The organism is Halalkalibacter sp. HAAS-P014, assembly GCF_056619965.1.
In genome coordinates this window covers 97,313-121,902 of the sequence record NZ_JBWQTV010000003.1, presented here as the reverse complement: position 1 = coordinate 121,902, position 24,590 = coordinate 97,313, and the positions used below count along the sequence as shown (strand labels likewise).

Sequence of the window (24,590 nt, the reverse complement as noted above, 5' to 3'; positions counted from 1 at the left end):
CTTATAACTCCTCTCCTACATAGGATGAAACCATTTCTTTATGGAGACGTGGTTTTCCTACAATCACTGTACTTTTTTGCAAACAATCTAAATGCTCTCCCTTAAATGTTGATGCCTTACAACCCACTTCGTCTAATAGTACAATTGCAGCTGCATAATCCCATGGCGAAAGGTTAACACTTATGTAACCATCTAAACGATCAGCTGCTACATAGGCAATTTCCAGAGCTGCAGATCCATATGATCGAATGCTTCTAACATCCCTTACTAATGCTTTTAGAGGATTACGATATGGATTGTTTTCTTGAATTAACCATTTAGCATTTAGCCCTATTATTGATTCATGTAAAGGTCGCTCTTTAACTGGTACAAGTTCTTCGTTGTTTATATAAGCACCACGGTCTCGAATAGCATGAAATAATTCATCATTCATAACATCGTAAACGAGCCCAATCATTCCAACTCCTTCATGATAAATCGCTACCGAGATTGCAAAATTATACTTTTGATGAACAAAGTTCATTGTTCCATCTATTGGGTCAATGATCCAAACAACCCCTTGTAAGGAATCAAGTTCGTCTGCAATCCCCTCTTCTCCCAAGAAATGATGATCAGGAAATTTATTTTGAATTTTATGATAAAAAAATGATTCAATTGCTCGATCGACCTCAGTAACCAAATCATCAGGATTAGATTTGGCTTCTATATGTATTGTCTTCGCAAGTGATTCTTTTATTAAGCCAGCTGCTTCATACGTCCATTCTCTAGCAATTTTTTCAAGCTCTACCCAATCGACTGACATCTCCATGACCTCCTAAAATGGTACTCACTTTTCACCATTATGACATACATTTTCCATTTAGAAAAACCGTAGCAATTTACTAAATAATTTATTTAACTCTTGAAACCTCAAAAAGAATCAGATCGCACAATAAAACAAATCTTTAATATATGTAACCAAGATTCCCCTTACTTTTTTCAAAAAAAGAAGGCGACCCAATAGCATTAGGTCACCCCTTGAACAAACACCATTATACTTCTAATAAAATAAGTTCTTTGCGGAGCTGTTCAAGTCGTTGTTTCGTTTGATTTATCAAAACTAAGTCTTCATCGAGTAAAGCGTCATGTAGAGTTGCGAGCTCATAATCAATTTCGAGACGCAACACAGGGATTCTCATTTCACCATCTTCACGAATAAAAGCTTGCACAACTTGTTCCATACGACTTCACTCCCCTTTATTAGTTGAGATATAAACGAAATTAAATAAACTAAATTTTCTGTTATTTATATTAATTTCATTATAGCACATTTTCACACCAGAAGGAAATGTTTATTTACAAAACACAATCAATGAAATAAGTTCTGAATTATAGACGTTTCATATGTCTGTTCACTGTGCATATAAATCGAGATAATAATTAAATATATGATAAAATAAATATATAAATGATAAAGTGAGGTTAGATAATCATGAAGTTACAAGGTTTTTCAAAGTCAGACTTCGACACATTTCATATCGATGGTTTAGAGGCAAGAATGGAGGCAATACAATCGAGAATTCAACCAAAATTCAAGCAATTCGGTGATATCTTAACGGATGAGTTATCGATGTTAGTTGGGAACGAAATGTACCTGCACATTGCTAAGCATGCACGAAGAAAAGTAAATCCTCCGAATGATACTTGGATGGCAATCGGGCATGATAAGCGAGGTTACAAGAAGCACCCCCATTTTCAATTAGGCCTATTTGATGACCACTTATTCATCTGGTTTGCATTAATTTATGAAGCACCCCACAAAAATGCTATTGCTGATGCATTTTTGACTAATAGCAACCTTATCATGGACTTACCAAATGATTTTGTCATTTCATTAGACCATATGAAAAAAGCCGCAACCTCGCTTTCTGATAAAAATGAAAGTGATGTAGTTAAAGATTTAGAACGGTTGCGAGATGTCAAAAAGGCAGAATTTTTAGTAGGACGTCATCTTGCACCAGATAATCCAATCGTTCAAGATGGACAAGCACTTTTAAATTATACAAAAGAAACGTACAAAAAACTGCTTCCACTCTATCAAGTTGCAATGGGACAAACTAAATAAACTATAATACATCTTAACGCCAAAATGGAAAGAGGCACGTTAACCTCTTTCCATTTTGATTATACTTACTGTCCCTTCTCTGGCCTTTTTAATTACATGGTAACTCGATATTTGCAACTCTTCATCATATTGCTTAAATAGCTGCTTTTCTTCGCTTTTACTTGGCACTATTTCTTTAAAACGACGGTAGGCTGAAAGAAGTCTTTCTCTCTCCACCCCTCCTTTATAGGCTCTATCTATCACCTCAAAAAATTGAATGACATCTATTACCTCTTCTGTAGACCAGTCAAGTGAAATTGGCAATTTTGATTCCATTATTCTCTCCTCCTAAATCATCCATTGCTTTCTGATACCCTTAGCTTCATTCATCATTCTCGTTATTAATTGAGAGACTGTCAACTCTTCTTTGATATTTCCTACCACTTGACCAGCCCAACCAAAACCTGCATCTTGTTTACCTTCATATATATAATTTTTGTTTGCTTCGCCACTTATATACTCTTTTAGATCTTCATAAGTGGGCTCATTTGCTTCTAACTCAAGTATTTTTTTTGACCAAGGTGTGGTCAAAACGCGCCCCGGAGCCCCTAATGATCGCTTTATCACACTCGTATCATTCTCAGTTGCTTCTATAATATCCCTCTTATAAGTCGAATGAGCATGTACACATTCTTTTGTAACGATAAACCTTGTACCCATTTCCACTCCCTCTGCTCCAAGAGCCAGTGCCGCCATAAAGCCCCGTCCATCCCCTATACCACCTGAAGCAATAACAGGGATGGTAACAGCATCAACGACTTGAGGAACTAATACGAATGTTCCTGTGTCAGACCTGCCGATGTGCCCTCCCCCTTCTTGACCTACAACCATCACTGCATCTGCTCCTAGTTCCTCTGCTTTTTCAGCTTGTCTACGCGCTGCTACTAAGACTAACTTTTTGATCGTTGTATGTTCTAGCTTTTTAAGAATAGGAGCTGGATTACCTCCAGTCATTGTTATAGCCGGAACATTTTCTTCAATTGCCACATCTAGCATATGGTCGAATCTTCGACCATGTTCTCCGATTGCAAAATTCACCCCAAAAGGTTTATCTGTACTCTTCCTCACTTCTCGAATTTCATCTCTTAACGCTTGTGGAGATGGTAACGTCATCGCGGTAATTTGTCCCAAACCTCCTGCCTCAGATACAGCAGAAGCTAGTTCAGAATACGCCAAATAAGCAAGGCCCCCTTGAATAATGGGAAACTCAATTCCTAATAATTTAGTTACCCTCGTTTTTAACATATATACCTCCTTAATTATCCAACCTTACCAAAATCGTATCATAAACCAACGAAGAACGTTGTCAAATTCTTGCAAGAAATAGTAGAAATCTTTGCTTTCATGTGCTTTTTTGATATACTCAATTTTGTTTTAGTAAATTAATAAAAGGACGGCCCTTTCCTTTTGTAATGATAAGTAAATAAAAAAATGAGGTGAACCTGTTGTCCCTACAACATCTTACTCCACTGTTCACTGGTGTTCGTAATCACGCCAAGAAACAGCCAATTCAATTTCATATCCCTGGACATAAGCAAGGAAGAGGCATGGACCCTGATTTTCGAGAATTTATCGGTGATAATGCCCTTTCTATTGATTTAATAAATATTGAACCTTTAGATGACCTTCACCACCCTCATGGGATTATAAAAGACGCTCAACAATTAGCTGCTGAAGCTTTTGGGGCAGATCATACATTCTTTTCCGTACAAGGAACCAGTGGGGCCATTATGACAATGATAATGGCGGTTTGTGGACCAGGAGACAAAATTATTGTTCCTCGAAATGTTCATAAATCAATTATGTCGGCAATTATTTTTTCAGGAGCTACCCCTATCTTTATTCACCCAGAGATTGATCCGGTTTTAGGAATCTCTCATGGAATCACAACAGATTCAGTAGAAAAAGCTTTGAGTTCCCACCCTGATGCAAAAGGACTTCTGGTTATTAATCCTACCTATTTCGGCATTTCAGGTAATTTAAGGAAGATAGTTGAAATTGCTCATTCTTACAATGTACCTGTACTTGTCGATGAAGCACATGGTGTACATATCCATTTTCACGATCAATTGCCTATATCAGCTATGCAGGCTGGAGCAGATATGGCTGCAACAAGTGTTCATAAGCTCGGTGGTTCGATGACTCAAAGTTCTATTTTAAACGTCAAAGAGGGACTAGTATCACCGAAACGCGTGCAATCAATTATTAGTATGCTTACGACAACTTCAACATCCTATTTATTGCTATCTTCTCTCGACGTTGCCAGAAAACAACTTGCAACAAAAGGAGAACAACTTATTACTGAAGTTATTGATTTAGCAGAAACAACTAGAAAGCGTATTAATTCGATAAATGGTTTAGTTTGTGTAGGAAAGGAAATACTCGGAACAAAAGCGACTTATGATATGGATCCTACGAAATTAATAATTACAGTTAAAGATTTAGGAATTAATGGTCATGAAGTAGAGATCTGGCTCAGGAAGCATTATTCAATTGAAGTAGAAATGTCCGATTTGTACAACATTCTATGTATTGTTACACTGGGTGATACAAAGGAAAAAATGGACATTCTCGTGAATGCCTTAACCCAACTTGCTGAAAAACACCGTTCTAATAATAAAGCACACCAGAGCTCATCTGTTTATGTACCTAATATTCCAACACTAGCCCTATCACCTCGTGATGCATTTTATGCTGAAACAGAAATTGTATCATTCAATCAATCTGCCGGGAGAATAATCGCTGAATTTATTATGGTCTATCCACCAGGAATTCCTATCTTAATCCCTGGAGAAATTATCACCGAAGATAATCTTTCATATATTGAAAAAAACCTAAAAAGTGGACTGCCCGTACAAGGCCCAGAAGATGAATCATTTAAAACAATACGAGTAATTAAAGAACATAGAGCCATACAATAAGAAAAAGGACTTCATAATGAAGTCCTTTTTCTTATTATTTTTTCTGTTCAGTTGTTTGACAATGTTTGCAGTTGTTTCCCTTAGCATAAAGCTTAGTGACTTTTTCACCTTCAAAAACATCGATCGTCTTATTACATGTTTGACAAATGATAATACCCATTTTTAAGCCATCCCCTTTATGCATTTTTATATTTTTGTAAACGATTTAATTTCCTTAAGTACATAATAATACATACTAATGGCCCCGTCAACCTTTAAATTGTATGTCACATTTAATTAAACTAAATAAATAAAGAGGCTGATTCCATGGAATCAGCCTCTTTATAATGCATGTGGAGGATAAAAAGTCTCATGTTGAACCTCAATGAAACGGCCTACCTCTTTAATGAAAATGAAATCGTCCTCTGTCACACAGTAATGCTCTATCGGGATATGAATGACCATTATACCTAGCAGATGGTGTTTTTTATAGAACGGCAAATACATTTTTTGAAATCCACCTTCTACTTTGTAAACAAGCTTTCCTCTTATCGCAACTTGACTTAGAATCCCCTCACCAAAAGGAATGCTGCATTCTAAATAACAAGGACCGACACACACATTTAATGTAAAGGTATAATTTTTAACTTCATATATAGAAAAAGAGGAGCATTCAAACAGAAAATTTTCAACCTTTCTTGCAATCCCAAGATAAAAGCTAGGTAGTGATTGTACTTGTTCACGCACAAGACCAATTTCTAGACGTAATTCATCAAGAAAATTCGACTTATCCATTTTAACCAACCTCCAACTAAGCAAAATTGACTAATCAAGACCATTCTAAATTGAATCAAAGTTTATCAATTTTTCTTCACAGAAAATTTCAGACTGTTAAAGTCACTCCCAAATACGTTCCAGTATTTCTAACACCTCTTCTTGTGAAAAAGGCTTCCAAAATAACTCTCCGTAAATAAGCAAATCTTGATGTAAATGCAAGCCAGCCTCAAAATTCTCTATTACACCATCACTTGTCCCAGAGTTACCGACATAGCCTATAATCGTTTCAGCTGTTACGTGGTCCCCCACTTGTAAATCACTTGGAATTTCATGAAGATGCGCAAACCGATTCATTACACCACCATCATACTCCACCCACACTTGTCTTCCCCTTAAGCGATCAAAAATATATTCTGGAGTCTCTTCAATTTCAGCAGTAAACGCTAAGTCTTTGTTTCTCTCTTCAGCAGAAGGATATTCGACAAAATCATGATCGGCTCTAACAACTACTCCGTCTCCCATAGCATAAATAGGTGTCTCAGTTGTAATTGCTCCTCCTGTAGCAAAACCATACCAGTCAATTCCTTCATGAAAACCATTTCGGTATGCTCTTGGTGCACCAGGTAGATGACTCGGAACTTTACTTACTTCAGCATTTTGAATCGGCTTCTCTAAAAAAGACAAGTATTCTACCATTTCATCAACGTCCCAGTCATCAATTGCAAACGTTTCAGGTGGGCCCCCTACTCTTTCTGCAGGTCCAAACCATTCGAATGAAACATACTCTTCTGCAAAAGTAAGATTAACACCTATTGCTTGTTCAAGAAATTCAACAGGTAAATATATTTCCTCTTTTTCATCATCCTCCACAATTAAATAGATATCTTCTGAAGGAATATGTTCACCGTTACGTTGCAACACAGGTACTTCGTCGATTAAGTAAAAATGATCTTCATTAATTGATAAATCTAAAGTCCTATGAACCGGATCAAATTGATAACTTCCGTCGACTATATTTGTAAAATCCTCTAATAAAAACCTCGCTTCATTTTCTTTTATTTCAATAGGTAATGTTTCTATATTTTCAGCTACGTTCTGATTTTCTTTTTCAGCTGTAGCTTCTTCATTCTCGTTTCCTCCTGATTGTCCTTGGCAACCACTTAACAAAACTAAAATAGCGAAAGTAAAAATGACTTTCTCGATTCTATTCATACCGTTCAACCTTTCCACAGCTAAATTCGTCACATATCGACTATTTTACTCTTGTATGTTCTCGTTGACAAGCTTACAAAATCACAAAAAAAAGCAAAAAAGTCGCTTCAGTTAACTTTTCATTACGTTACTTAACACGTAATAAAAGACAGAAGCAACTTTTTGAACAAACTATTAATAATTAATATTTTTATTTCGTTTTTATTTCGTCAGGGTCAACAAATTCAAACCCTTTTCCCTTTAACCCAAGAACAATTTCCTTTAATGCTTTCGCAGTCCATTTCCGATCATGCATTAATAAGTTCGCTCCTTCAGTTAACAGAGGAGTATTAATCATGATATCTACTAAAGCATCAGCATCTTGGTATTCCTTCTCCCAATCATAACCATAAGTCCAATTCATGGTGACCATACCTTCTTCCTGAACAACTTTTTCTGAATTCTCTGTATTAACACCAAAAGGAGCTCGATAAAACCGTGGCCTGACTCCGATTATTTGTTCTACTAAATCATTCAATTCAATAATCTCCCTTTTTTGTTCTTCTGCAGTAAGTTCACTCATATTAGGGTGGGTCATGGTATGGTTTCCAATCGCAAAACCTAATTCATGAATCTCTCTTAATTTCTCCTGATCCTCTTCTGTTTGCAAGAAGTGGCCGTTCACAAAGAATATAGCATCTACATCAAGCTCAGCTAGTGTTCTCGCCATTTGAACACTATAATGCTCAGGAGCATCATCAATCGTCAACAATACGACACGTTCATTTGCATCAGCAATTGGCTCTACCTTCCATGTTCTGTCATTAATAATATACTTAGGTTCACTTTGATCCGTTTGTATTACTTGTTCATTCTTCTCTTCATTTTCTACTTCTTCTATATTTCTTTGATCCATATGTTGGCTCTTAGCATTTTCTTCAATTACCTCTTCATTATTAGATACACTATTGATATCTTTTTCTACTTCTTCATTTTGACACCCGACTAACAGAAAAACTGATACAAATAACATAATAATACACTTCATTTGTTTACTCCCTTTCTACAAAACTGGATTCATCTATATATGAAAAAAAGTATAACTAATTTGATTCTCTCTCATACTAAAGATAATTATGAGAAAAAATAAGGAGTTTATGTAGATATGAAAAGTTGGATTGGCAGAAGGGTCATAAAAACAGGTGTTGCTGTTTTTATCACTGCCTTTATATGTCACCTTGTAAACCTGCCACCTACATTTGCAGTTATAACTGCCATTGTCACAACTGAACCAACAGCTGCTGATTCACTAAAAAAAGGAATGATTCGGTTACCTGCAGCAGCTTTGGGAGCAATTTTTGCAATTACAGCTGATTTTCTCTTTGGGCAAAATGCGCTTACCTATGCAATTGTAGCAATGCTCACCATCATAGTTTGTTCTAAACTAAAATTTGATACAGGTACACTGGTGGCAACCTTAACCGCTGTGGCAATGATTCCTGGAACGACTGACCACGCTCTATTTGACTTTTCAATTAGAATTTCCGGTACTTCTATAGGAATTATCGTTTCAACTTTCGTAAATTTCCTTATATTACCACCTAAATTCGGGCCTATTCTCGTCAAAAAGGTAGATACTTTATATGAACAAACAGCTAGAAATTTCTCTTCTATTTTTGATTCTCTTTTTTTAGATGACTCATTAGATCGTACTCGTTACTATCGCCAATTGCAGGAGGAGTTAGCACAAGCATACCAATTAACAAAGTTCCAACACGATGAATGGCAATACCGTCGTTCTTGTGAGTTTGAACGTCGTTCCTTTGGTTACCTCCAAAAAAAATTAGATTACTTACATCTAATTCTTTTTCATTTAGGGAAGATCTCTCATTTACGTGTAAATCAGTCTATAACTGAAGAGGAAAAAGGAATTATATCTAACGCAATTCACTCATTTTGCGACATTTACAAAGATCATTACCATCAAATGACAACAGATCATTTTACAAATATTGAGAAACTAAAACAATTAAGGACTCAACAAACAAAACAAGATACTTTTATTACTCGTTTCAGTCATGAGCTTGTATCACTACACGAAATTACCTTAGAACTTACTCAAATAACAGCAGATGAACGAAGATTCTCGATGCAAGAAAGAAGTTACCCTACTTACATATTTAAGAAGCAAGTTATCTATGACTAATGAAAGCGATAACTCTCTAGCGTAGAAACAATTTATAAGAGCAAATTAGTAAAACCTTTGATCTTAAGATAGAAAATATGCTAGGGTAGAACTTGTGTTTATAGAAAGGTTGATGATTATGAAAAAAATAACACCCGTCTTTACAATATCCGTTGCGATTGCCGTTGCATTTATTATTTGGGGAATTATAGCTCCGTCTAATTTAGAAACAGTGACGTCAAGCATCCAAAGTTATATAACGAATGAACTAGGATGGTTCTATCTTCTGGCAGCAACAGGCTTTTTGATCTTTTCCATTTATTTAATTTTTAGTCCATATGGAAAAATTAAATTAGGGAAACCTGATGATAAGCCTGAATATAACTATTTAACTTGGTTTGCCTTTTTGTTTACTGCAGGTATGGGAATTGGCTTAGTGTTTTGGGGTGTCGCTGAACCATTGTACCATTTCTTCGATCCACCCACTGCTGAACCTGGTTCAAACCAAGCCGCCGGGGAAGCGATGCGTTACGCCATCTTTCATTGGGGATTACACCCATGGGCAATCTACTCTGTTGTCGCATTAGCACTTGCCTATTTTAAATTTAGAAAAGAATCACCCGCAGTAATGAGCGCCGTCTTAAAACCACTACTTGGTGAACGAACCGAGGGAGGGCTTGGTACTGCAATTAACGTTCTCGTTGTATTTGCAACGATTTTTGGTGTAGCAACTTCCTTAGGATTTGGTGCAGCCCAAATTGCAGCAGGACTAGCATATTTAATCCCTGGTTTAGCGAATATGAATACTGTTCTTCTTCAACTACTGGTGATTTTAGCCGTTACAGTTTTATTTATGCTATCAGCACAAACTGGACTCAATAAAGGAATTCGTTATTTAAGTAAAACAAATGTATATCTTGCGATTGCCCTGATGGTTTTTATTTTGTTATTTGGTCCAACTAGCTACATAATGGGCGTTTTTACTCAGGGAATCGGGAGTTATATTCAAAATTTAGTGGGCATGAGCTTCCGATTAGATGTGTACAACCCTGAGACTACTTGGGTAGAAGGCTGGACAATCTTTTACTGGGCTTGGTGGATTGCATGGGCTCCATTTGTCGGTACGTTTATAGCTCGCGTCTCAAAAGGCCGTACAATTCGCGAGTTTGTAACAGGGGTTCTTCTCGTACCATCGTTATTTGGAGCCTTATGGTTTGCTGTTTTCGGTGGAACAGGAATACAACTGCAACGTGATGGAACAGCAGATATAATGGATACAATGTCTACATCGGGAATGGAAGTTGCCTTATTTGCTGTTCTTGAACAATTCCCACTCGGGCTTCTCTTATCGATTATAGCAGTATTTTTAATTTCGTCATTTTTTGTAACGTCTGCTGATTCTGCGACTTTTGTCCTAGGTATGCAAACGACTAATGGTCTGATTAACCCTCCTAATTCTGTTAAATTTGTATGGGGCTTAATTATCTCCGCTACTGCTGCTGTACTATTGTCAACAGAAAAAGGATTAGGTGCTTTGCAAACAGCATCCATTATCGCCGCATTGCCATTTACAATTATTATGATCTTGATGATATTCTCTTTAATGAAAGCTTTAAAAGAAGAAAAGCCAACACTTGCATCAGAGAAAGAAAGAATACGCCATGAGCGTTATGAGTTGAAAAAAGAAATTGAGAAACTAAAAGAAGAAAAGGCTCAATTAAAAAAAGAGAAGTCAAATTTAAAAAAGAAACAATAAAGATAAAACAGAGTGACTTGTAAAAGTAATCATGTCAAAAATCTAATTATCTCTAATCACCACCCTCATTTAGAGCAAATTAGACTAAGCATATTCTTTACAGGTCATTCTTTTTTGATTACAAACATCCTAAATATTTCTATTTGATTACATTTCAAATTCAACTCTCCTAAATGAAACAATGCGTGATAAAATGAAGTAACTTTATGAGGATTAGTAAAAAACTGTAATTTATTAATGAGGATGTGACTAGGTTTGGATAAGTATATCGAAATGATGATAATTGGATCAATTTTTTTATTAAGCTCTTGTTTCTCAACAACATCTTCGATAGAAAATCCTTTGCAACAGCCTGCTGATGAAACCATCACGGTTCTTTTTTCTGATTCTTCTAATATGCAGGATGAAAAGACGTATTACGATGCTCTGCTTGAGCTGTATCAACATTATCCTGATGAAACGTCTTCCTTTATTATTATTGATGCCACTGACCGAGATCTCGTACGCTATTTTGAAATTGAGCAATTTCCTACAATGATCGTGTTGACAGGTAATGAAGAAGACTTAAGAATGGAAGGAACGATACCAAAAGAAGAAATATTATCGCATTTATTCGAAATTTTCCGTATTGAGAATAAAGCACAAACAGATGATAGCACTGTCTAACGTAACATGTTTGAATACATAAAAAAGTTGCCTCAATTAAAGATTGAGGCAACTTTATATATTTTATTTTACGATATGAATTGGTGTACCAAGTGCAACTTCCGCTGCTTCCATCGTAATTTCACCTAGTGAAGGATGTGCATGAATTGTTAATGCGATATCCTCTGCTGTCATTCCTGTTTCGATTGCAAGACCAAGTTCTGCAATCATATCAGAAGCGTTAGGACCAGCAATTTGAGCGCCAATAACAAGACCATCGTCTTTACGCGTAACCAATTTCATAAAACCGTCAGTCTCATTAAGAGATAGCGCACGTCCATTAGCTGCAAATGGGAATTTAGAAGCAACAACATCGAATCCTGCTTCCTTAGCTTCTGCTTCTGTATATCCTACACTCGCTAGTTCAGGATCAGAGAACACCACAGCAGGAATAGCAAGGTAATCAACCTCAGACTTCTCACCAGCAATTGCTTCTGCAGCAATTTTACCTTCATAAGAAGCTTTATGAGCAAGAGGAGGTCCTTCAACAATATCTCCGATTGCATAAATATTAGATACACTTGAACGGCATTGCTTGTCAATTTTCACAAGACCACGCTCAGTTAGCTCAACACCAATTTGCTCAAGACCGATCTCTTGAGTATTTGGCTTACGTCCAACCGTAACTAAGCAATAATCTGCTTCAAATACTTCTTCAGTCCCTTTAACCTCAGCAGTAACCTTAACGCCGTTTTCAGTTTGCTCAACGCCTTTAGCCATTGCTTGCATTTTGAATTCTACGCCATTTTTCTTAAGACGACGTTCAACAAGCTTAGCCATTTGCTTCTCAAAGCCACCAAGAATTTGCTTACTTCCTTCTAGCACCACTATTTCAGTACCCATATTTGAGTAAGCACCTGCTAATTCAATACCGATGTACCCGCCACCGATAACAACCATTTTTTTAGGAACTTCTTTAAGAGCAAGAGCTCCTGTTGAGTTGATTACACGATCTGTGTACTTAAATCCAGGAATTTCAATTGGAGTTGAACCAGTTGCGATTATACAATTTTTAAAATTGTATGTTTGTGCACTTTTCTCGTCCATTACGCGAACAGAGTTTTCAGAAGCAAAATATGCTTCACCACGAACAATCTCCACTTTATTTCCTTTTAAAAGTCCTTCAACTCCTCCAGTCAATTTGCTAACAACTGAAGCTTTCCATTCTTGAACTTTCTCAAAGTTAATCGATACTTGCTCAGCGATGATCCCCATGTCTTCAGAATGCTTTGCATTATGATAACGGTGACCAGCAGCAATTAGAGCTTTTGATGGAATACAACCAACGTTTAAACAAACGCCACCCATTTCCCCTTTTTCTACGATTGTTACTTTTTGTCCAAGTTGTGCCGCACGAATCGCTGCAACATATCCCCCAGGACCCGAACCAATGACAAGTGTGTCTACTTCATTTGCGAAATCTCCTACAACCATGCTTTACCCCTCCATTAATAATAATTGTGGATCATTTAAAAGACGTTTCACGTGGTTAAGTGCATTCTGAGCTGTCACGCCATCAATAAGGCGGTGGTCATAACTAATTGAAAGTGCAAGAACAGGAGCAGCTACAATCTCACCATTTTTCACAACTGGCTTCTCTTCAATACGACCGATACCTAGGATAGCAACTTCTGGATGATTAATAACTGGTGTAAACCACAAACCACGAGCAGAACCTACATTAGAAATTGTGGCAGAACCACCCTTCATTTCCGCACCACTAAGTTTACCATCACGTGCTTTAACTGCCAACTCATTAATCTCATCAGCAAGTGCGAAAATAGATTTACGATCAGCATCTTTAACAACAGGTACGAACAAACCATGCTCTGTATCAGCTGCAATACCGATATTGAAGTAGTTTTTATAAACTATTTCATCGTTTGCATCATCAATCGAAGCATTAAGTGCTGGGTATTTACGTAGTGCTGCTGTAAGAGCTTTGACAACATAAGGTAAATACGTAAGCTTTGTTCCCTGGTCAGCAGCAATCGCTTTATATTCTTTACGATGTGCAACTAGCGCAGAAACTTCTACCTCATCCATGTGAGTCACATGTGGAGCTGTATGCTTAGAATTAACCATTGCTTTTGCAATAGCTTTACGAACACCTTTAAATGGAACGCGATGCTCTAATTCTCCAACTGGAATAGAAACAGGCTCAGTTTTTTGTGATGCAGCCTTTGGTGCTTCTTGTGCTTCCGTAGGCGCTTCTGTAGTTGTTTCTACTTTCGCTCCACCACTTAAGAATGCATCAATATCTTCTTTAAGAACACGGCCGTTTTTGCCAGAACCACTTACTTGTTGAATTGCTACACCTTTTTCACGAGCATATTTACGAACAGACGGCATTGCAATGACACGCGAATCTTTATCTATATCATCATTAGCTGTATCAGCTGCTGGCTCAGAGGATTTAGCCACTTCCTCTTCTTTTGCAGAGTCAGCTTCAGGAGCACTCTCTTCTTCATCTTCTTGAGGATTTGCATCTCCAGCATCAATTGTTAATAGCACATCACCAACGATACTAACTGTCCCTTCTTCTACTTTAACTTCAAGGACTTTCCCATCGACAGGAGATGGAATCTCAACAACCGCTTTATCATTCTGAACTTCAAGAAGAATATCATCTTCCTTAATTTCATCACCTGGCTTAACGAACCATTTTACAATTTCACCTTCATGAATTCCTTCACCGATATCAGGCAATTTAAATTTATATGCCACTTTGAAGTGCCTCCTTTAATTCAATTAAGAACAATTTAAACGAAAAGGAAAGAATTTATCTTTCCTTTTCATGCTTGTCAAATTTCTTAGAAATTAATAACTTTCTTAGCCGTTTCAATAATACCTTTATAGTCAGGTAACCAAACGTCTTCTGCTTGAGCAAATGGATAAACTGTGTCAGGTGCAGCCACACGAAGTACTGGTGCCTCTAAGCTTAGAATAGCACGTTCAGTAATTTCAGCTACAACGTTAGCACCAATCCCTGCTTGTTTTTGAGCTTCTTGAACAACAATGGCACGATTTGTCTTCTCAACTGAAGCAATAATCGTATCAATATCAATTGGACTAATAGTCATTAAGTCAATAACCTCGACATCAATCCCCTCTTTTTCAAGCTCTTCTGCAGCTTTTAAAGAAGAGTGAACCATTGCTCCATATGTAACAATAGTTAAATCTTTTCCCGCGCGTTTAATATCTGCTTTACCAAGTGGAATTGTATATTCCTCTTCCGGTACTTCTGCACGGAAAGAGCGATAAAGCTTCATATGCTCAAGATAGACAACTGGATCATTATCTCGAATCGCAGAGATCAGTAGACCTTTTGCATCATAAGGTGTTGAAGGAATAACCACTTTCAACCCAGGAGTTTGCGCAACAAGCCCCTCTAAACTATCAGCGTGCATCTCAGGAGTCTTTACTCCACCACCGAAAGGTGAGCGAACCGTAATCGGTGAAGTTAGTTTACCACCAGTACGATAACGCATACGGTTCATTTGGCCAGCAAGTGAATCAAATACTTCAAAAAGGAATCCAAAAAATTGAATTTCCATTATAGGGCGAAAACCCGTAAGTCCTAGACCAATTGCCAGTCCACCAATTCCTGATTCTGCAAGTGGTGTATCAAAAACGCGTTCTTCGCCAAATTCTTTTTGTAAGCCTTCAGTCGCACGGAATACCCCACCGTTTTGACCAACGTCTTCACCAAACACAAGAACATCTTCGTTATTCTTAAGCTCATTACGCATTGCATCCGTAATTGCTTGAATCATTGTCATTTGTGCCATAGGTTACTTCGACTCCTTTGCTGTGTATTCTTCCATTTGTTCACGAAGATTTTTTGGTAAATCTTCAAACATAAAACTAATTAGATCCGTAACTTTTTGTTTTGGTGCTGCATCAGCTTGTTTCATTGCTGCCTTAATATCTTCTTTCGCTTGTTCTACAATTTCATTTTCTTTTTCTTCTGTCCAAAGGCCTTTTTTCTCTAGGAATTTACGGAAGCGCACTAATGGATCTTTTTTCGTCCACTCATCATCAAGGTCCGAAGAACGGTAACGTGTAGGATCATCACCAGCCATTGTATGTGGGCCATAACGGTATGTCATTGTTTCAATTAACGTTGGACCTTCACCAGATAACGCACGATCACGGGCACCTTTAGTAGCCACATAAACAGCAAGAATGTCCATTCCGTCTACTTGAATTCCTTCGATACCAGCTGCAACAGCCTTTTGTGCAATTGTTTTAGCTGCTGATTGCTTTTCAACAGGTACAGAAATTGCAAAACGGTTGTTCTGTACAATAAAAACAGCAGGAGCGTTATAAGCACCAGCAAAGTTCATTCCTTCATAGAAGTCACCTTGAGAAGCACCACCATCACCTGTATATGTGATTGCAATATTATTTTTATTTTTACGCTTAAGTCCTAGCGCGACTCCAGCAGTTTGAATGATTTGTGCACCGATAATAATTTGAGGGAATAAGATGTTTAATCCATCAGGGAATTGACTTCCAGCAAAATGTCCACGTGACCATAAGAAAGCTTGGTGTAATGGCAAACCGTGGAAAACGATTTGTGGGATATCACGATACCCAGGTAAGATCCAATCCTCTTTATCAAGCGCAAATTGACTTCCTAACATTGAAGCCTCTTGTCCAGCAACAGGAGCATAGAATCCAAGACGTCCTTGACGATTTAAAGAGATAGCACGTTGATCCCAAATACGTGTATAGACCATACGTCTCATCATTTCTTGTAACTCTTCATCACTTAAACTAGGCATAGCAGCTTCATTAACAACTTCGCCTTCTTCATTTAAAATCTGGAAAGTTTCAAATTGGTTCTCAACTTGTTCTAACGTTTTTGTACTCACTACCTTCACCTCTTCCTTCCGATTAAAAATACTAATATTTTTGTGATAAGTTAATGTAATTAGTAATTGACAAATCTCTCCTTTAGGATGCCCAAACTCTACTCATCCATAACCTTTTCAGGAAAGTTTGAAACAATTTTTCATGCATGCTATTTAAGGTCACGTATGTACATAAAGATGATTGATCTATTGAGCTTACTTAGATAACATCTGTATTAGTCAATTTACTTTAAAAGTGATACAACATAACTTACAAAATTCAGTCTACCTCACTTTAATTAATCTCGTCAATCCTTTTGTTTATCTTATTCCGATTAATTTTTTAAATTATATCCTTTTCCACTCTCACTCGCTTGTTATATATCAAACCATCTTAATATTAGTACAGATATTATTTTCATCGTTATAAAGGTAAAAAGAGTAACAACAGAAGTAGATTATCGAACTTCAAACAAAAAAAGCTTAATGTACTATTCATACTGTACATTAAGCTCTGCTTTTTGATAGAACTCTCTTTTTAATTCATTATAGCGATTTGTAAATTGATTAAACTTTTCTTTATTTTCTACAACCTCTTCATACATTTCATTTACTTTATCAATTTGAGATTGAAGATCCTCCATATTTAGATCTTCCTTCTGTAACATTGTAAATAATGTTTTATCCAATTCTAAAGATATGTGATAGCTTTCATATAGTTGTTGATACTGTTCATACCGGTCTTCCATTGCAGAAAAAAGTTCCTTGAGCAATGATTCAAATTCTTCTCCTTCAAACTTCTCAATTTGATTTTCTACTTTACTAAATTCTTGAAAGCTTTCCTCAATACTTTCTTTTTCTAGCTTTAGCATGGTTTCTCTTGATTCAATTGAAGTGATTGCTTCCTCCGATAACTGAACAATTCTTTCAAAATTATTCATTCCAAGGGCAATTATTTCTTCAAAAAGTTCATTTTCTTTAATTTCCGCATTTTGTAGAGGTTCTTGTTGTTCTTCAAATGGCTTTTCAAGTTCAACAGCCGATTCTAACTTATGATAAACCGATTCGGCAGTGTTATCTCCACACCCTGTTAATAGTGCAACCATAACTATTAAAGTAGGTGCCCATCTTTTCAAACTTAACATATGCTTTTTTCCCCCTAATCTCTTTTACATTTATAATTCAATCACATGATTGTTTGAAGCTATTATATGAGTGGCTATTTTGTAATATGAGCCTGTCCATTAAATAAATATAATTTGATTTTTAAAATTAGGCAAACATCCAACCAACATCCTTCCATTTGCATATTGTAGTTAGTGAATCGCAGCCAATGCGATGCAATTACAAAAGGAGGTATGCTAAATGTATGGATACGGATATGGTGCAGGTCACGGTGCAGGTTTTGGATGTACTGACCCTTGTGGATATGGATACGGCGCGCCAGTAGTAGCAGGTGCAAGCTACGCACCAGGAGCTGGAAGAGGGTTCGCGTTAATCGTCGTTCTGTTCATCCTGCTTATTATCGTTGGGGCTTCTAAATTTGGCCACTGTTAATGACTATGAAGGGGTAAGGCTAATGGGCCTACTCCTTCTTTTTCTGTTAAATCACTTGATATTTCATTTATTTCTTCATAAAGTTAACATAAGCAAAAAAGGAGTGATACATAATGTTAACAATGAAAGATGTTGTCAGAGAAGGTGACCCGGTTTTAAGAAAAATTGCTAAGGAAGTCGACCTTCCGGCAAGTGATGAGGATAAAGAAACATTAAAAAAAATGCTCGATTTTGTTATTAACAGCCAAGACCAAGAAATTGCTGAAAAATATCAACTTCGACCAGGTGTAGGAATTGCCGCTCCACAAATCGGCATTTCTAAGCGCATGTTTGCCGTCCATGTGACTGATGAACAAGAACAGTTGTATAGTATGGGGTTGTTTAATCCCCGTATTGTTAGTCATTCTGTTGAAGAAACGCATTTAGAAGGTGGTGAAGGTTGTTTATCTGTAGATCGGGATATTCCAGGTATTGTCCCTCGTTATTCTCGGATTACGGTTAAAGGAACCAATTTAGAAGGAGAAGAAGTCACTTTACGATTACGTGGCTTAGTTTCAATCGTCTTTCAGCATGAATTAGATCATTTAAATGGGATTATGTTTTATGATCGAATCGAAAACTTTAAAGACAAGTTTAAAAAAGAATTGCCGAACCTACATTCATAAATATTCATAAAGAAATGGTCCCCTATAGTTAAAAAATAGTGAGGACCATTTTTTATATCCATTTATTACCTTGAACAACAAACTCCAATCCAACACATACTAGGAATATCTAACCTCACCAATGGACAAAAGTTTACTTTTACTTATAAAGGAGTGAACAACTATGTTGCGTAGATGGAGAAAAAGAATCGTAAAAGGCTGCAAAAACCTCTTACCGAAAAGCCGTTTAATTGAAGTTTAGGGTTATTAAAATTCGTTAATACTGAGGTGCTATATAACCGGATAATACCTCCAGTAAATAAATAACATGAAATGAGGAGACATTTGCTTTATAATGAAAATATAACCAATGGTAAGGAGAGGTAGTAACATGTTATTTAAAGTATTTTATCAAAAGAATTTTCATCAAGTACCTGTTCGGGAATTTACAGAAACAATTTTCGTCGAGGGTGAAACTGAAGCTGATGTACGTAAAAAATTAGTTTCTCGCCAATACAACATTGAATTTGTAACACCGGTAACTGGCGCTTACCTAGAGTTCGAACAACAAAATCAAGATTTCAAAGTGGAGACAATATAACATATGAAACAAGTAAAAAATAATCAAACTGCAGTATTTGCCTTAGGTGGGTTAGGCGAAATCGGAAAAAATACGTATGCGGTTCAATTTCAAGATGAAATTATTTTAATTGACGCAGGAATTAAATTTCCCGAGGACGAGCTTTTAGGGATTGATTATGTCATTCCTGATTATACGTATTTAGTGAAAAATGAAGACAAAATTAAAGGACTTTTCATCACACACGGTCATGAAGACCACATTGGCGGGATTCCTTATCTCTTAAGAGCCGTGAACATTCCTATTTATGGTGGGAAATTAGCTTTAGGATTATTAAGAGGAAAATTGGAGGAACATGGATTAATTCGAAAAACGAAATTGCATGAAATCCATGAAGATCAAATTATTAAGTTTACGAAAACATCAGTATCTTTTTTCCGAACCACACACAGCATCCCAGACTCTTATGGAATTGTTGTGAAGACTCCACCTGGAAATGTTGTGCATACAGGTGATTTTAAATTTGACTTTACTCCAGTTGGAGAACCGGCCAATTTAACAAAAATGGCGAAAATCGGTGAAGAAGGAGTACTATGTTTACTATCTGATAGTACAAATAGTGAAATTCCAGAATTCACCATGTCTGAGCGCAAAGTAGGAGAAAGCATTAGCAATATCTTTAGAAAAGTTGATGGTAGAATTATTTTTGCAACTTTTGCATCCAATATTCATCGTCTTCAACAAGTAGTTGAAGCAGCAGTCCATCACGGACGAAAAGTCGCTGTTTTCGGTAGAAGTATGGAATCAGCGCTAACGATCGGTCAAGAATTAGGCTATATCACGGCACCTAAAAATACATTCATTGAACCATCTCAACTTAATAAATTACCAGATAACCAAGTAACGATACTTTGTACAGGGAGTCAAGGTGAGCCGATGGCAGCTCTTTCTCGTATCGCTAATGGTACACACCGTCAAATCCAAATTATACCTGGGGATACGGTTGTCTTTTCTTCTTCTCCAATCCCAGGTAACACTTTGAGTGTTAGCAAAACAATTAATCAATTGTATCGAGCTGGAGCAGATGTTATTCACGGCTCCCTAAGTGACATTCACACGTCCGGTCATGGTGGACAAGAAGAGCAAAAACTTATGCTTCGCCTGATGAAGCCACAATATTTTATGCCCATTCATGGTGAATATCGTATGTTAAAAATGCATATAAAACTTGCTGAAGATTGTGGTGTCTCTAAAGAGAATAGCTTTATAATGGACAATGGTGATGTACTCGCACTTCATCCTGAAGAAGCTGGTGTCGTAGGAAAAGTCCCTTCTGGCTCCGTTTATGTTGATGGAAATGGTATAGGCGATATCGGAAACATTGTATTACGTGATCGACGCATTCTTTCAGAAGAAGGATTAGTCGTTGTTGTTGTTAGTTTAGATATGAAAGAGTTTAAAGTGACAGCTGGTCCGGACCTCATTTCACGTGGATTTGTTTATATGAGAGAGTCTAGCGATTTAATCAATGAAGCTCAGAAGCTCCTTGCATCTCACCTAGGCGATGTTATGGAACGCAAAACTACCCAATGGTCTGAAATAAAAAATGAAATCACTGACTTACTTGGGCCATTTTTATACGAGCGTACGAAACGTAAGCCAATGATTTTACCTATTATTATGGAAGTATAGGCAAAAGAGGATGGAATCCATCCTCTTTTTTGTATCATTAAAAGGGATTATCCCATTTAGAATAATCCCGAAGCAATATGTGGACTCGTTATATCTTTTAAATAGAACCTTTTATACGAAGAGTTTTTTCTCTCAAGTCGAATAACGAACGTATTCATTAATGGTCTAGATTATGAGACAGCTCCTTAGTCTTTTGCTTTTGCTTTTTTCTCTTTCTCTAAGTCAATTGACAATAAATATTGAATTAACGCATCTTGATCTTCTTTCGAAAACCCACTCTCTTTATCAACCCAGTGTTCATGACCTTCACCAGTAGAATGAGCTCCTTGTAGAGATTTTGATGCCTTATTAGCGTTTATTACTTGTTCCCTTAAATCACGATCTATTAATGCCAACAAACTATAATAAGGATCTGGATCTATTCCCTTTTCGAGCGTTCCTGCTAAACCTAACTGAGTATTCTTCTTTGGTCCAACAGCTACACCCCCATCATGTAAATAAGGAGGAGAATACTTCAACCCTACCAGTCCTTTTACTTTATATCCTCCATCATTGCCTTGAGCCAATGTTAGTTCTACTTGATCCTTTTCAAGATGGTTAGTAGGAATTTTTATCTTTTCCACATTTTTCGGAATTGGAATCGGTGTATCTAACGGATAAAACCACGGTTCCTCTAAAATCTTGACAGTATCCTCAAAAGCTTTTGCTCTTGAAGGTTCTGCTTTTACGATTGCATTAGGGATAACACGGTTATTTGTACGCGCCTCTCCGGCATGACAATTTATACAGCCAGCTCGATCAAACACTTCTCGCCCAGAAGCTTCAACAGTCGTATATGTGCTGATGTCTGACGGTGGTTTAAGCGCATTTTGATAGGCTGACAGAGCATTCAATTGTTCTAATACATAATGTCCTTCAGTTCCAATCACGGTTCCATTCGGTGTAAATAATGAAATATTTGGATAGGTAGGTGGTTGAAACATATCATTGAAACCAAATACGGTTTTATTATCGTCAACACGAGCTAATAAGTCACTCGGCTTTTCTTCTAATTCATTGCTATAACGATAATCTCGATTAGTTGCATTTTGCAACATTAAACCGATATATCGCTCCTTATCAATTTCAAATAACTCCTCACTCTGATCTGCTTGCGCAAGAAGATCTGAGTTTTGAGCATGGACATTATTATTTAATGACGTTAACCCTTTAAAGGGACCGACAGCAGCAAATCCATTCCACCCATATGGATGATCTTCCAATGTAAATGAATCTGGTATTTGTGAGGGGTTATTTTCAAAATCAACCGTTGAATCAAAATTCCCTTTAGGCCATTTAAGCAAAGCCTGATCAACTGCTTTTTCTAATTTTTCAGGATCTGGTAATGCGACATACTTTTCTTTTCCTAGCTCTTTTTCTTTTGCCCACTCCTGTTTGCTAATAAAAGATTTTATCTGATCTGCATCTACATCGGTATTTGTAAAGTACGCTGCGGAATTTGATGCCAATGCAACCATAAGTCCCGCGTTAAAATTGGCATTCGGCGCTCCTTCAATCACTTTACCGGTTTCACGATCAACTGTTGCATGGCAAGCTGCACACGAGATCCCCGCTTTTAAACGTCCATCACTAAATTTTATTGGCATTCCTAATGGGGCAAAAGCTCCTTTTGGAACATCCAACCCGGTTTCGATTACGTCTCCCTTTTTAAATTCTCGTCCCCCTATTGTAGCATCTTCAGCTAATTCCACTTTCAAATTATCAGTTCCTTCTCCCCTTGCTTCAAGAACTGCTTTTCCTATATTAATAACTGATAGTGGCCCATCCAATATACCTAAAACATCCGTAATGAATTCTTCATTATTAAACGTTTCTTCATAAAAAATATCTCTGCCTTGTTGAACAAAATCTTCGTCAACCTTTACAGCACCATTATGTAAGGAGAGTATTTCTTTCCCTTCTTCGCTATTATTAAGATCATTTGCCTCTTCAATAGACATAGACACTCCCCATATATCATAACCATACACATCATTCATTTCATGTTCGATTGGATGGTTAAGCGATAACTCTGGGGATGGGTTTACAGCATAACTTGGTTCCAAATAATTTAAACCACTATAAACGAGTATAGCAAATGCGACAATTCCTATTCCAATAAAAAAACGCCGTCTCATTTTTCCACCCTCCTATATTTTCACTTAACCTTACTATGAGCAATCATTCGATTCATATTCAATAGGATATTCCGTAGGAGATAGGTTTGATTTTCTGACAAAAAATAAAAAAGAGCTGTCTAATCACAGCTCTCTTCCTAAATCTTTAATTAAAAAGCCTCCCCCACGTTTGTGGCCCGACAATTCCATCTACAAGGATCCCTTCTCTTCTTTGAAAATTCCTCACTGCTTGCTCGGTAAGAGGGCCGTATAATCCGTCTACAGTTACATTCAGCGCTCTTTGAACTTGCTTTACATCCTCGCCTCTTAAAAATGGCGTTTGCAACGAGAGCAGGCGGCTATAGCCAACATTATTTGTTGCTTCCACTCTATCTAACGCTCTCCAAGTCTGAGGGCCAACAATCCCATCTACTGTGATTCTTTCCCTGCTCTGAAAATCGCGAACTCTCGCTTCGGTCTCAGGGCCAAAAATACCATCAGTTGTGGCACCAACCTTTTGTTGAACTTCTTGAACATCAGCACCTCGCATCATTGGAGATATTAGACGTAACATTCTTCTCGATTCTGTTCTAAACAATTCTTCACGCTCATCTGGTTCATCTGTTGGTGATCCATGATCTGGTTGCTCAATGTCACGTTCAAAATCACGAAGGGCTACCCTTGTTTGTGGGCCGACGATTCCATCTACCGTAATAGAAGCAGCTCGCTGGAAGCGCATAACAGCATCAGCTGTTTGTGGACCGAAAATTCCGTCAATCGGTCCAGGATGAAACCCTAGTTCTTCTAGGCGCTCTTGAAGTGCTCGAATATCGTCGCCTTGGTCGCCACGAGAAAGAATATTGCGCTGCCTAACACCAGCAACATAAGTAGGTGATTGAGCTGGCCGTGCTGACAATTGGCCACCTTCTTCTTGTAACCAAGTTCGAAAGCTTTGCATATTAATTGATGGACATGGTTTCCAGGAGTAACCTGGAAATTCGATATGTCCCCATACATTATCAACGGGAATATTTAATTCATCCATTAGGTATCTTGTCAAATCTACTGCTGCTCTCCTTTGAACATCAGGCAAAGACTGATTTCTAAAATCACCAACCATACAAACACCTACAGCAAACCCATTACTGTTTCCAACATGATAACTTACTACTTCTAAGTCATGACAAAGGCTAATCGAACCGTCACGATCAACAACATAGTGATAGCCAATTCCCGGCCAGCCTAATTCATTAACATGATAACGTGCGAAAGCTTCAGCACTTCCTGAAGTTGTAGCACTGTGATGGATTGCTATGTTTCGAATTGCACTTCTTGCTCTTCTTCTGTAAGACCTTGAACGATTTGATGCAAGCGAGTTTCTCTTATCAATAATATTCATGGAATATCACCTCAGTATATATATATATACCTAGAGGTAATCATAG

23 protein-coding genes and 1 pseudogene are annotated in these 24,590 nt (G+C 37.2%); 9 read left to right on the top strand and 15 right to left on the bottom strand.

Annotation, left to right across the window (positions count from 1 at the left end; translation table 11 throughout):
- Position 1: 1 nt before the first annotated feature.
- Positions 2-802 (bottom strand): inositol monophosphatase family protein, encoded by an 801-nt coding sequence (locus tag AC1FXZ_RS03185; RefSeq protein ID WP_480050910.1) that lies wholly within the window; start codon positions 800-802, stop codon positions 2-4.
- A 229-nt stretch (positions 803-1,031) separates the two neighbouring features.
- A complete protein-coding gene (locus AC1FXZ_RS03180; protein ID WP_480050908.1) occupies positions 1,032-1,220 on the bottom strand; it encodes a hypothetical protein in 189 nt (62 codons plus the stop codon).
- Between the two features lie 251 nt (positions 1,221-1,471).
- On the opposite strand from AC1FXZ_RS03180, the gene AC1FXZ_RS03175 reads away from it, so the two are divergent.
- Positions 1,472-2,104: a YktB family protein gene (locus AC1FXZ_RS03175; RefSeq protein WP_480050907.1), complete on the top strand. Its 633-nt coding sequence runs from the start codon at positions 1,472-1,474 to the stop codon at positions 2,102-2,104.
- Between the two features lie 39 nt (positions 2,105-2,143).
- Here the strand turns inward: AC1FXZ_RS03175 and AC1FXZ_RS03170 are convergent, their stop codons facing one another.
- Both AC1FXZ_RS03170 and AC1FXZ_RS03165 read right to left on the bottom strand, forming a co-directional pair.
- A complete protein-coding gene (locus AC1FXZ_RS03170) occupies positions 2,144-2,419 on the bottom strand; it encodes a UPF0223 family protein (RefSeq protein WP_480050905.1) in 276 nt (91 codons plus the stop codon).
- Between the two features lie 12 nt (positions 2,420-2,431).
- Complete coding sequence (locus AC1FXZ_RS03165) at positions 2,432-3,388, bottom strand: NAD(P)H-dependent flavin oxidoreductase (protein ID WP_480050903.1); 957 nt, start codon at positions 3,386-3,388, stop codon at positions 2,432-2,434.
- 200 nt (positions 3,389-3,588) lie between these two features.
- Between AC1FXZ_RS03165 and AC1FXZ_RS03160 the strand changes: the two genes are divergently transcribed.
- Positions 3,589-5,064, top strand: a complete 1,476-nt coding sequence (locus AC1FXZ_RS03160) for an aminotransferase class I/II-fold pyridoxal phosphate-dependent enzyme (RefSeq protein WP_480050901.1) — start codon at positions 3,589-3,591, stop codon at positions 5,062-5,064.
- A gap of 34 nt (positions 5,065-5,098) precedes the next feature.
- On the opposite strand, the gene AC1FXZ_RS03155 is transcribed toward AC1FXZ_RS03160, so the two are convergent.
- From AC1FXZ_RS03155 to AC1FXZ_RS03140, 4 genes are all read right to left on the bottom strand, one after another.
- The gene (locus tag AC1FXZ_RS03155; protein WP_480050899.1) at positions 5,099-5,224 is read right to left on the bottom strand and encodes a GapA-binding peptide SR1P; all 126 of its coding nucleotides are present in this window, start codon (positions 5,222-5,224) and stop codon (positions 5,099-5,101) included.
- Positions 5,225-5,385: 161 nt separating this feature from the next.
- Positions 5,386-5,838: a hypothetical protein gene (locus AC1FXZ_RS03150; protein ID WP_480050897.1), complete on the bottom strand. Its 453-nt coding sequence runs from the start codon at positions 5,836-5,838 to the stop codon at positions 5,386-5,388.
- 102 nt (positions 5,839-5,940) lie between these two features.
- On the bottom strand, positions 5,941-7,032 hold the full coding sequence (locus tag AC1FXZ_RS03145; protein ID WP_480050895.1) for a M23 family metallopeptidase: 1,092 nt from the start codon (positions 7,030-7,032) through the stop codon (positions 5,941-5,943).
- Positions 7,033-7,222: 190 nt separating this feature from the next.
- Positions 7,223-8,059, bottom strand: coding sequence for a polysaccharide deacetylase family protein (locus tag AC1FXZ_RS03140; protein ID WP_480050893.1), 837 nt, complete (start codon positions 8,057-8,059; stop codon positions 7,223-7,225).
- A 117-nt stretch (positions 8,060-8,176) separates the two neighbouring features.
- On the opposite strand from AC1FXZ_RS03140, the gene AC1FXZ_RS03135 reads away from it, so the two are divergent.
- From AC1FXZ_RS03135 to AC1FXZ_RS03125, 3 genes are all read left to right on the top strand, one after another.
- Positions 8,177-9,217, top strand: coding sequence for an FUSC family protein (locus tag AC1FXZ_RS03135; RefSeq protein ID WP_480050891.1), 1,041 nt, complete (start codon positions 8,177-8,179; stop codon positions 9,215-9,217).
- A 118-nt stretch (positions 9,218-9,335) separates the two neighbouring features.
- On the top strand, positions 9,336-10,952 hold the full coding sequence (locus AC1FXZ_RS03130; RefSeq protein WP_480050889.1) for a glycine betaine uptake BCCT transporter: 1,617 nt from the start codon (positions 9,336-9,338) through the stop codon (positions 10,950-10,952).
- Between the two features lie 255 nt (positions 10,953-11,207).
- Positions 11,208-11,618 carry a hypothetical protein gene (locus AC1FXZ_RS03125; RefSeq protein ID WP_480050887.1) on the top strand — a complete coding sequence of 137 codons (411 nt, stop codon included), beginning with the start codon at positions 11,208-11,210 and terminating at the stop codon, positions 11,616-11,618.
- Positions 11,619-11,681: 63 nt separating this feature from the next.
- Here the strand turns inward: AC1FXZ_RS03125 and lpdA are convergent, their stop codons facing one another.
- The 5 genes from lpdA to AC1FXZ_RS03100 form a co-directional block, all read right to left on the bottom strand.
- Positions 11,682-13,091: a dihydrolipoyl dehydrogenase gene (gene lpdA, locus AC1FXZ_RS03120; RefSeq protein ID WP_480050885.1), complete on the bottom strand. Its 1,410-nt coding sequence runs from the start codon at positions 13,089-13,091 to the stop codon at positions 11,682-11,684.
- A gap of 3 nt (positions 13,092-13,094) precedes the next feature.
- Positions 13,095-14,384, bottom strand: coding sequence for a dihydrolipoamide acetyltransferase family protein (locus tag AC1FXZ_RS03115; RefSeq protein WP_480050883.1), 1,290 nt, complete (start codon positions 14,382-14,384; stop codon positions 13,095-13,097).
- 86 nt (positions 14,385-14,470) lie between these two features.
- A complete protein-coding gene (locus tag AC1FXZ_RS03110; protein ID WP_480050881.1) occupies positions 14,471-15,448 on the bottom strand; it encodes an alpha-ketoacid dehydrogenase subunit beta in 978 nt (325 codons plus the stop codon).
- Between the two features lie 3 nt (positions 15,449-15,451).
- Positions 15,452-16,537 (bottom strand): pyruvate dehydrogenase (acetyl-transferring) E1 component subunit alpha, encoded by a 1,086-nt coding sequence (gene pdhA, locus AC1FXZ_RS03105; RefSeq protein ID WP_480050879.1) that lies wholly within the window; start codon positions 16,535-16,537, stop codon positions 15,452-15,454.
- A 470-nt stretch (positions 16,538-17,007) separates the two neighbouring features.
- Positions 17,008-17,661, bottom strand: coding sequence for a YkyA family protein (locus AC1FXZ_RS03100; protein ID WP_480050877.1), 654 nt, complete (start codon positions 17,659-17,661; stop codon positions 17,008-17,010).
- A gap of 334 nt (positions 17,662-17,995) precedes the next feature.
- On the opposite strand from AC1FXZ_RS03100, the pseudogene AC1FXZ_RS03095 reads away from it, so the two are divergent.
- The 4 genes and pseudogenes from AC1FXZ_RS03095 to rnjA all read left to right on the top strand — a co-directional run.
- Positions 17,996-18,073: pseudogene (locus tag AC1FXZ_RS03095) on the top strand (YjcZ family sporulation protein); the annotation flags it as partial.
- A gap of 113 nt (positions 18,074-18,186) precedes the next feature.
- Complete coding sequence (gene def, locus AC1FXZ_RS03090; RefSeq protein WP_480050875.1) at positions 18,187-18,738, top strand: peptide deformylase; 552 nt, start codon at positions 18,187-18,189, stop codon at positions 18,736-18,738.
- Between the two features lie 370 nt (positions 18,739-19,108).
- Complete coding sequence (locus AC1FXZ_RS03085) at positions 19,109-19,318, top strand: DNA-dependent RNA polymerase subunit epsilon (protein WP_480050873.1); 210 nt, start codon at positions 19,109-19,111, stop codon at positions 19,316-19,318.
- A gap of 3 nt (positions 19,319-19,321) precedes the next feature.
- Positions 19,322-20,989 carry a ribonuclease J1 gene (gene rnjA, locus AC1FXZ_RS03080; protein WP_480050871.1) on the top strand — a complete coding sequence of 556 codons (1,668 nt, stop codon included), beginning with the start codon at positions 19,322-19,324 and terminating at the stop codon, positions 20,987-20,989.
- A 185-nt stretch (positions 20,990-21,174) separates the two neighbouring features.
- Here rnjA and AC1FXZ_RS03075 read toward each other — a convergent pair whose 3' ends face one another.
- Positions 21,175-23,166 (bottom strand): electron transport protein, encoded by a 1,992-nt coding sequence (locus tag AC1FXZ_RS03075; protein ID WP_480050870.1) that lies wholly within the window; start codon positions 23,164-23,166, stop codon positions 21,175-21,177.
- Between the two features lie 145 nt (positions 23,167-23,311).
- A complete protein-coding gene (locus tag AC1FXZ_RS03070) occupies positions 23,312-24,544 on the bottom strand; it encodes a peptidoglycan recognition protein family protein (RefSeq protein ID WP_480050869.1) in 1,233 nt (410 codons plus the stop codon).
- Between the last annotated feature and the right edge of the window lie 46 nt (positions 24,545-24,590).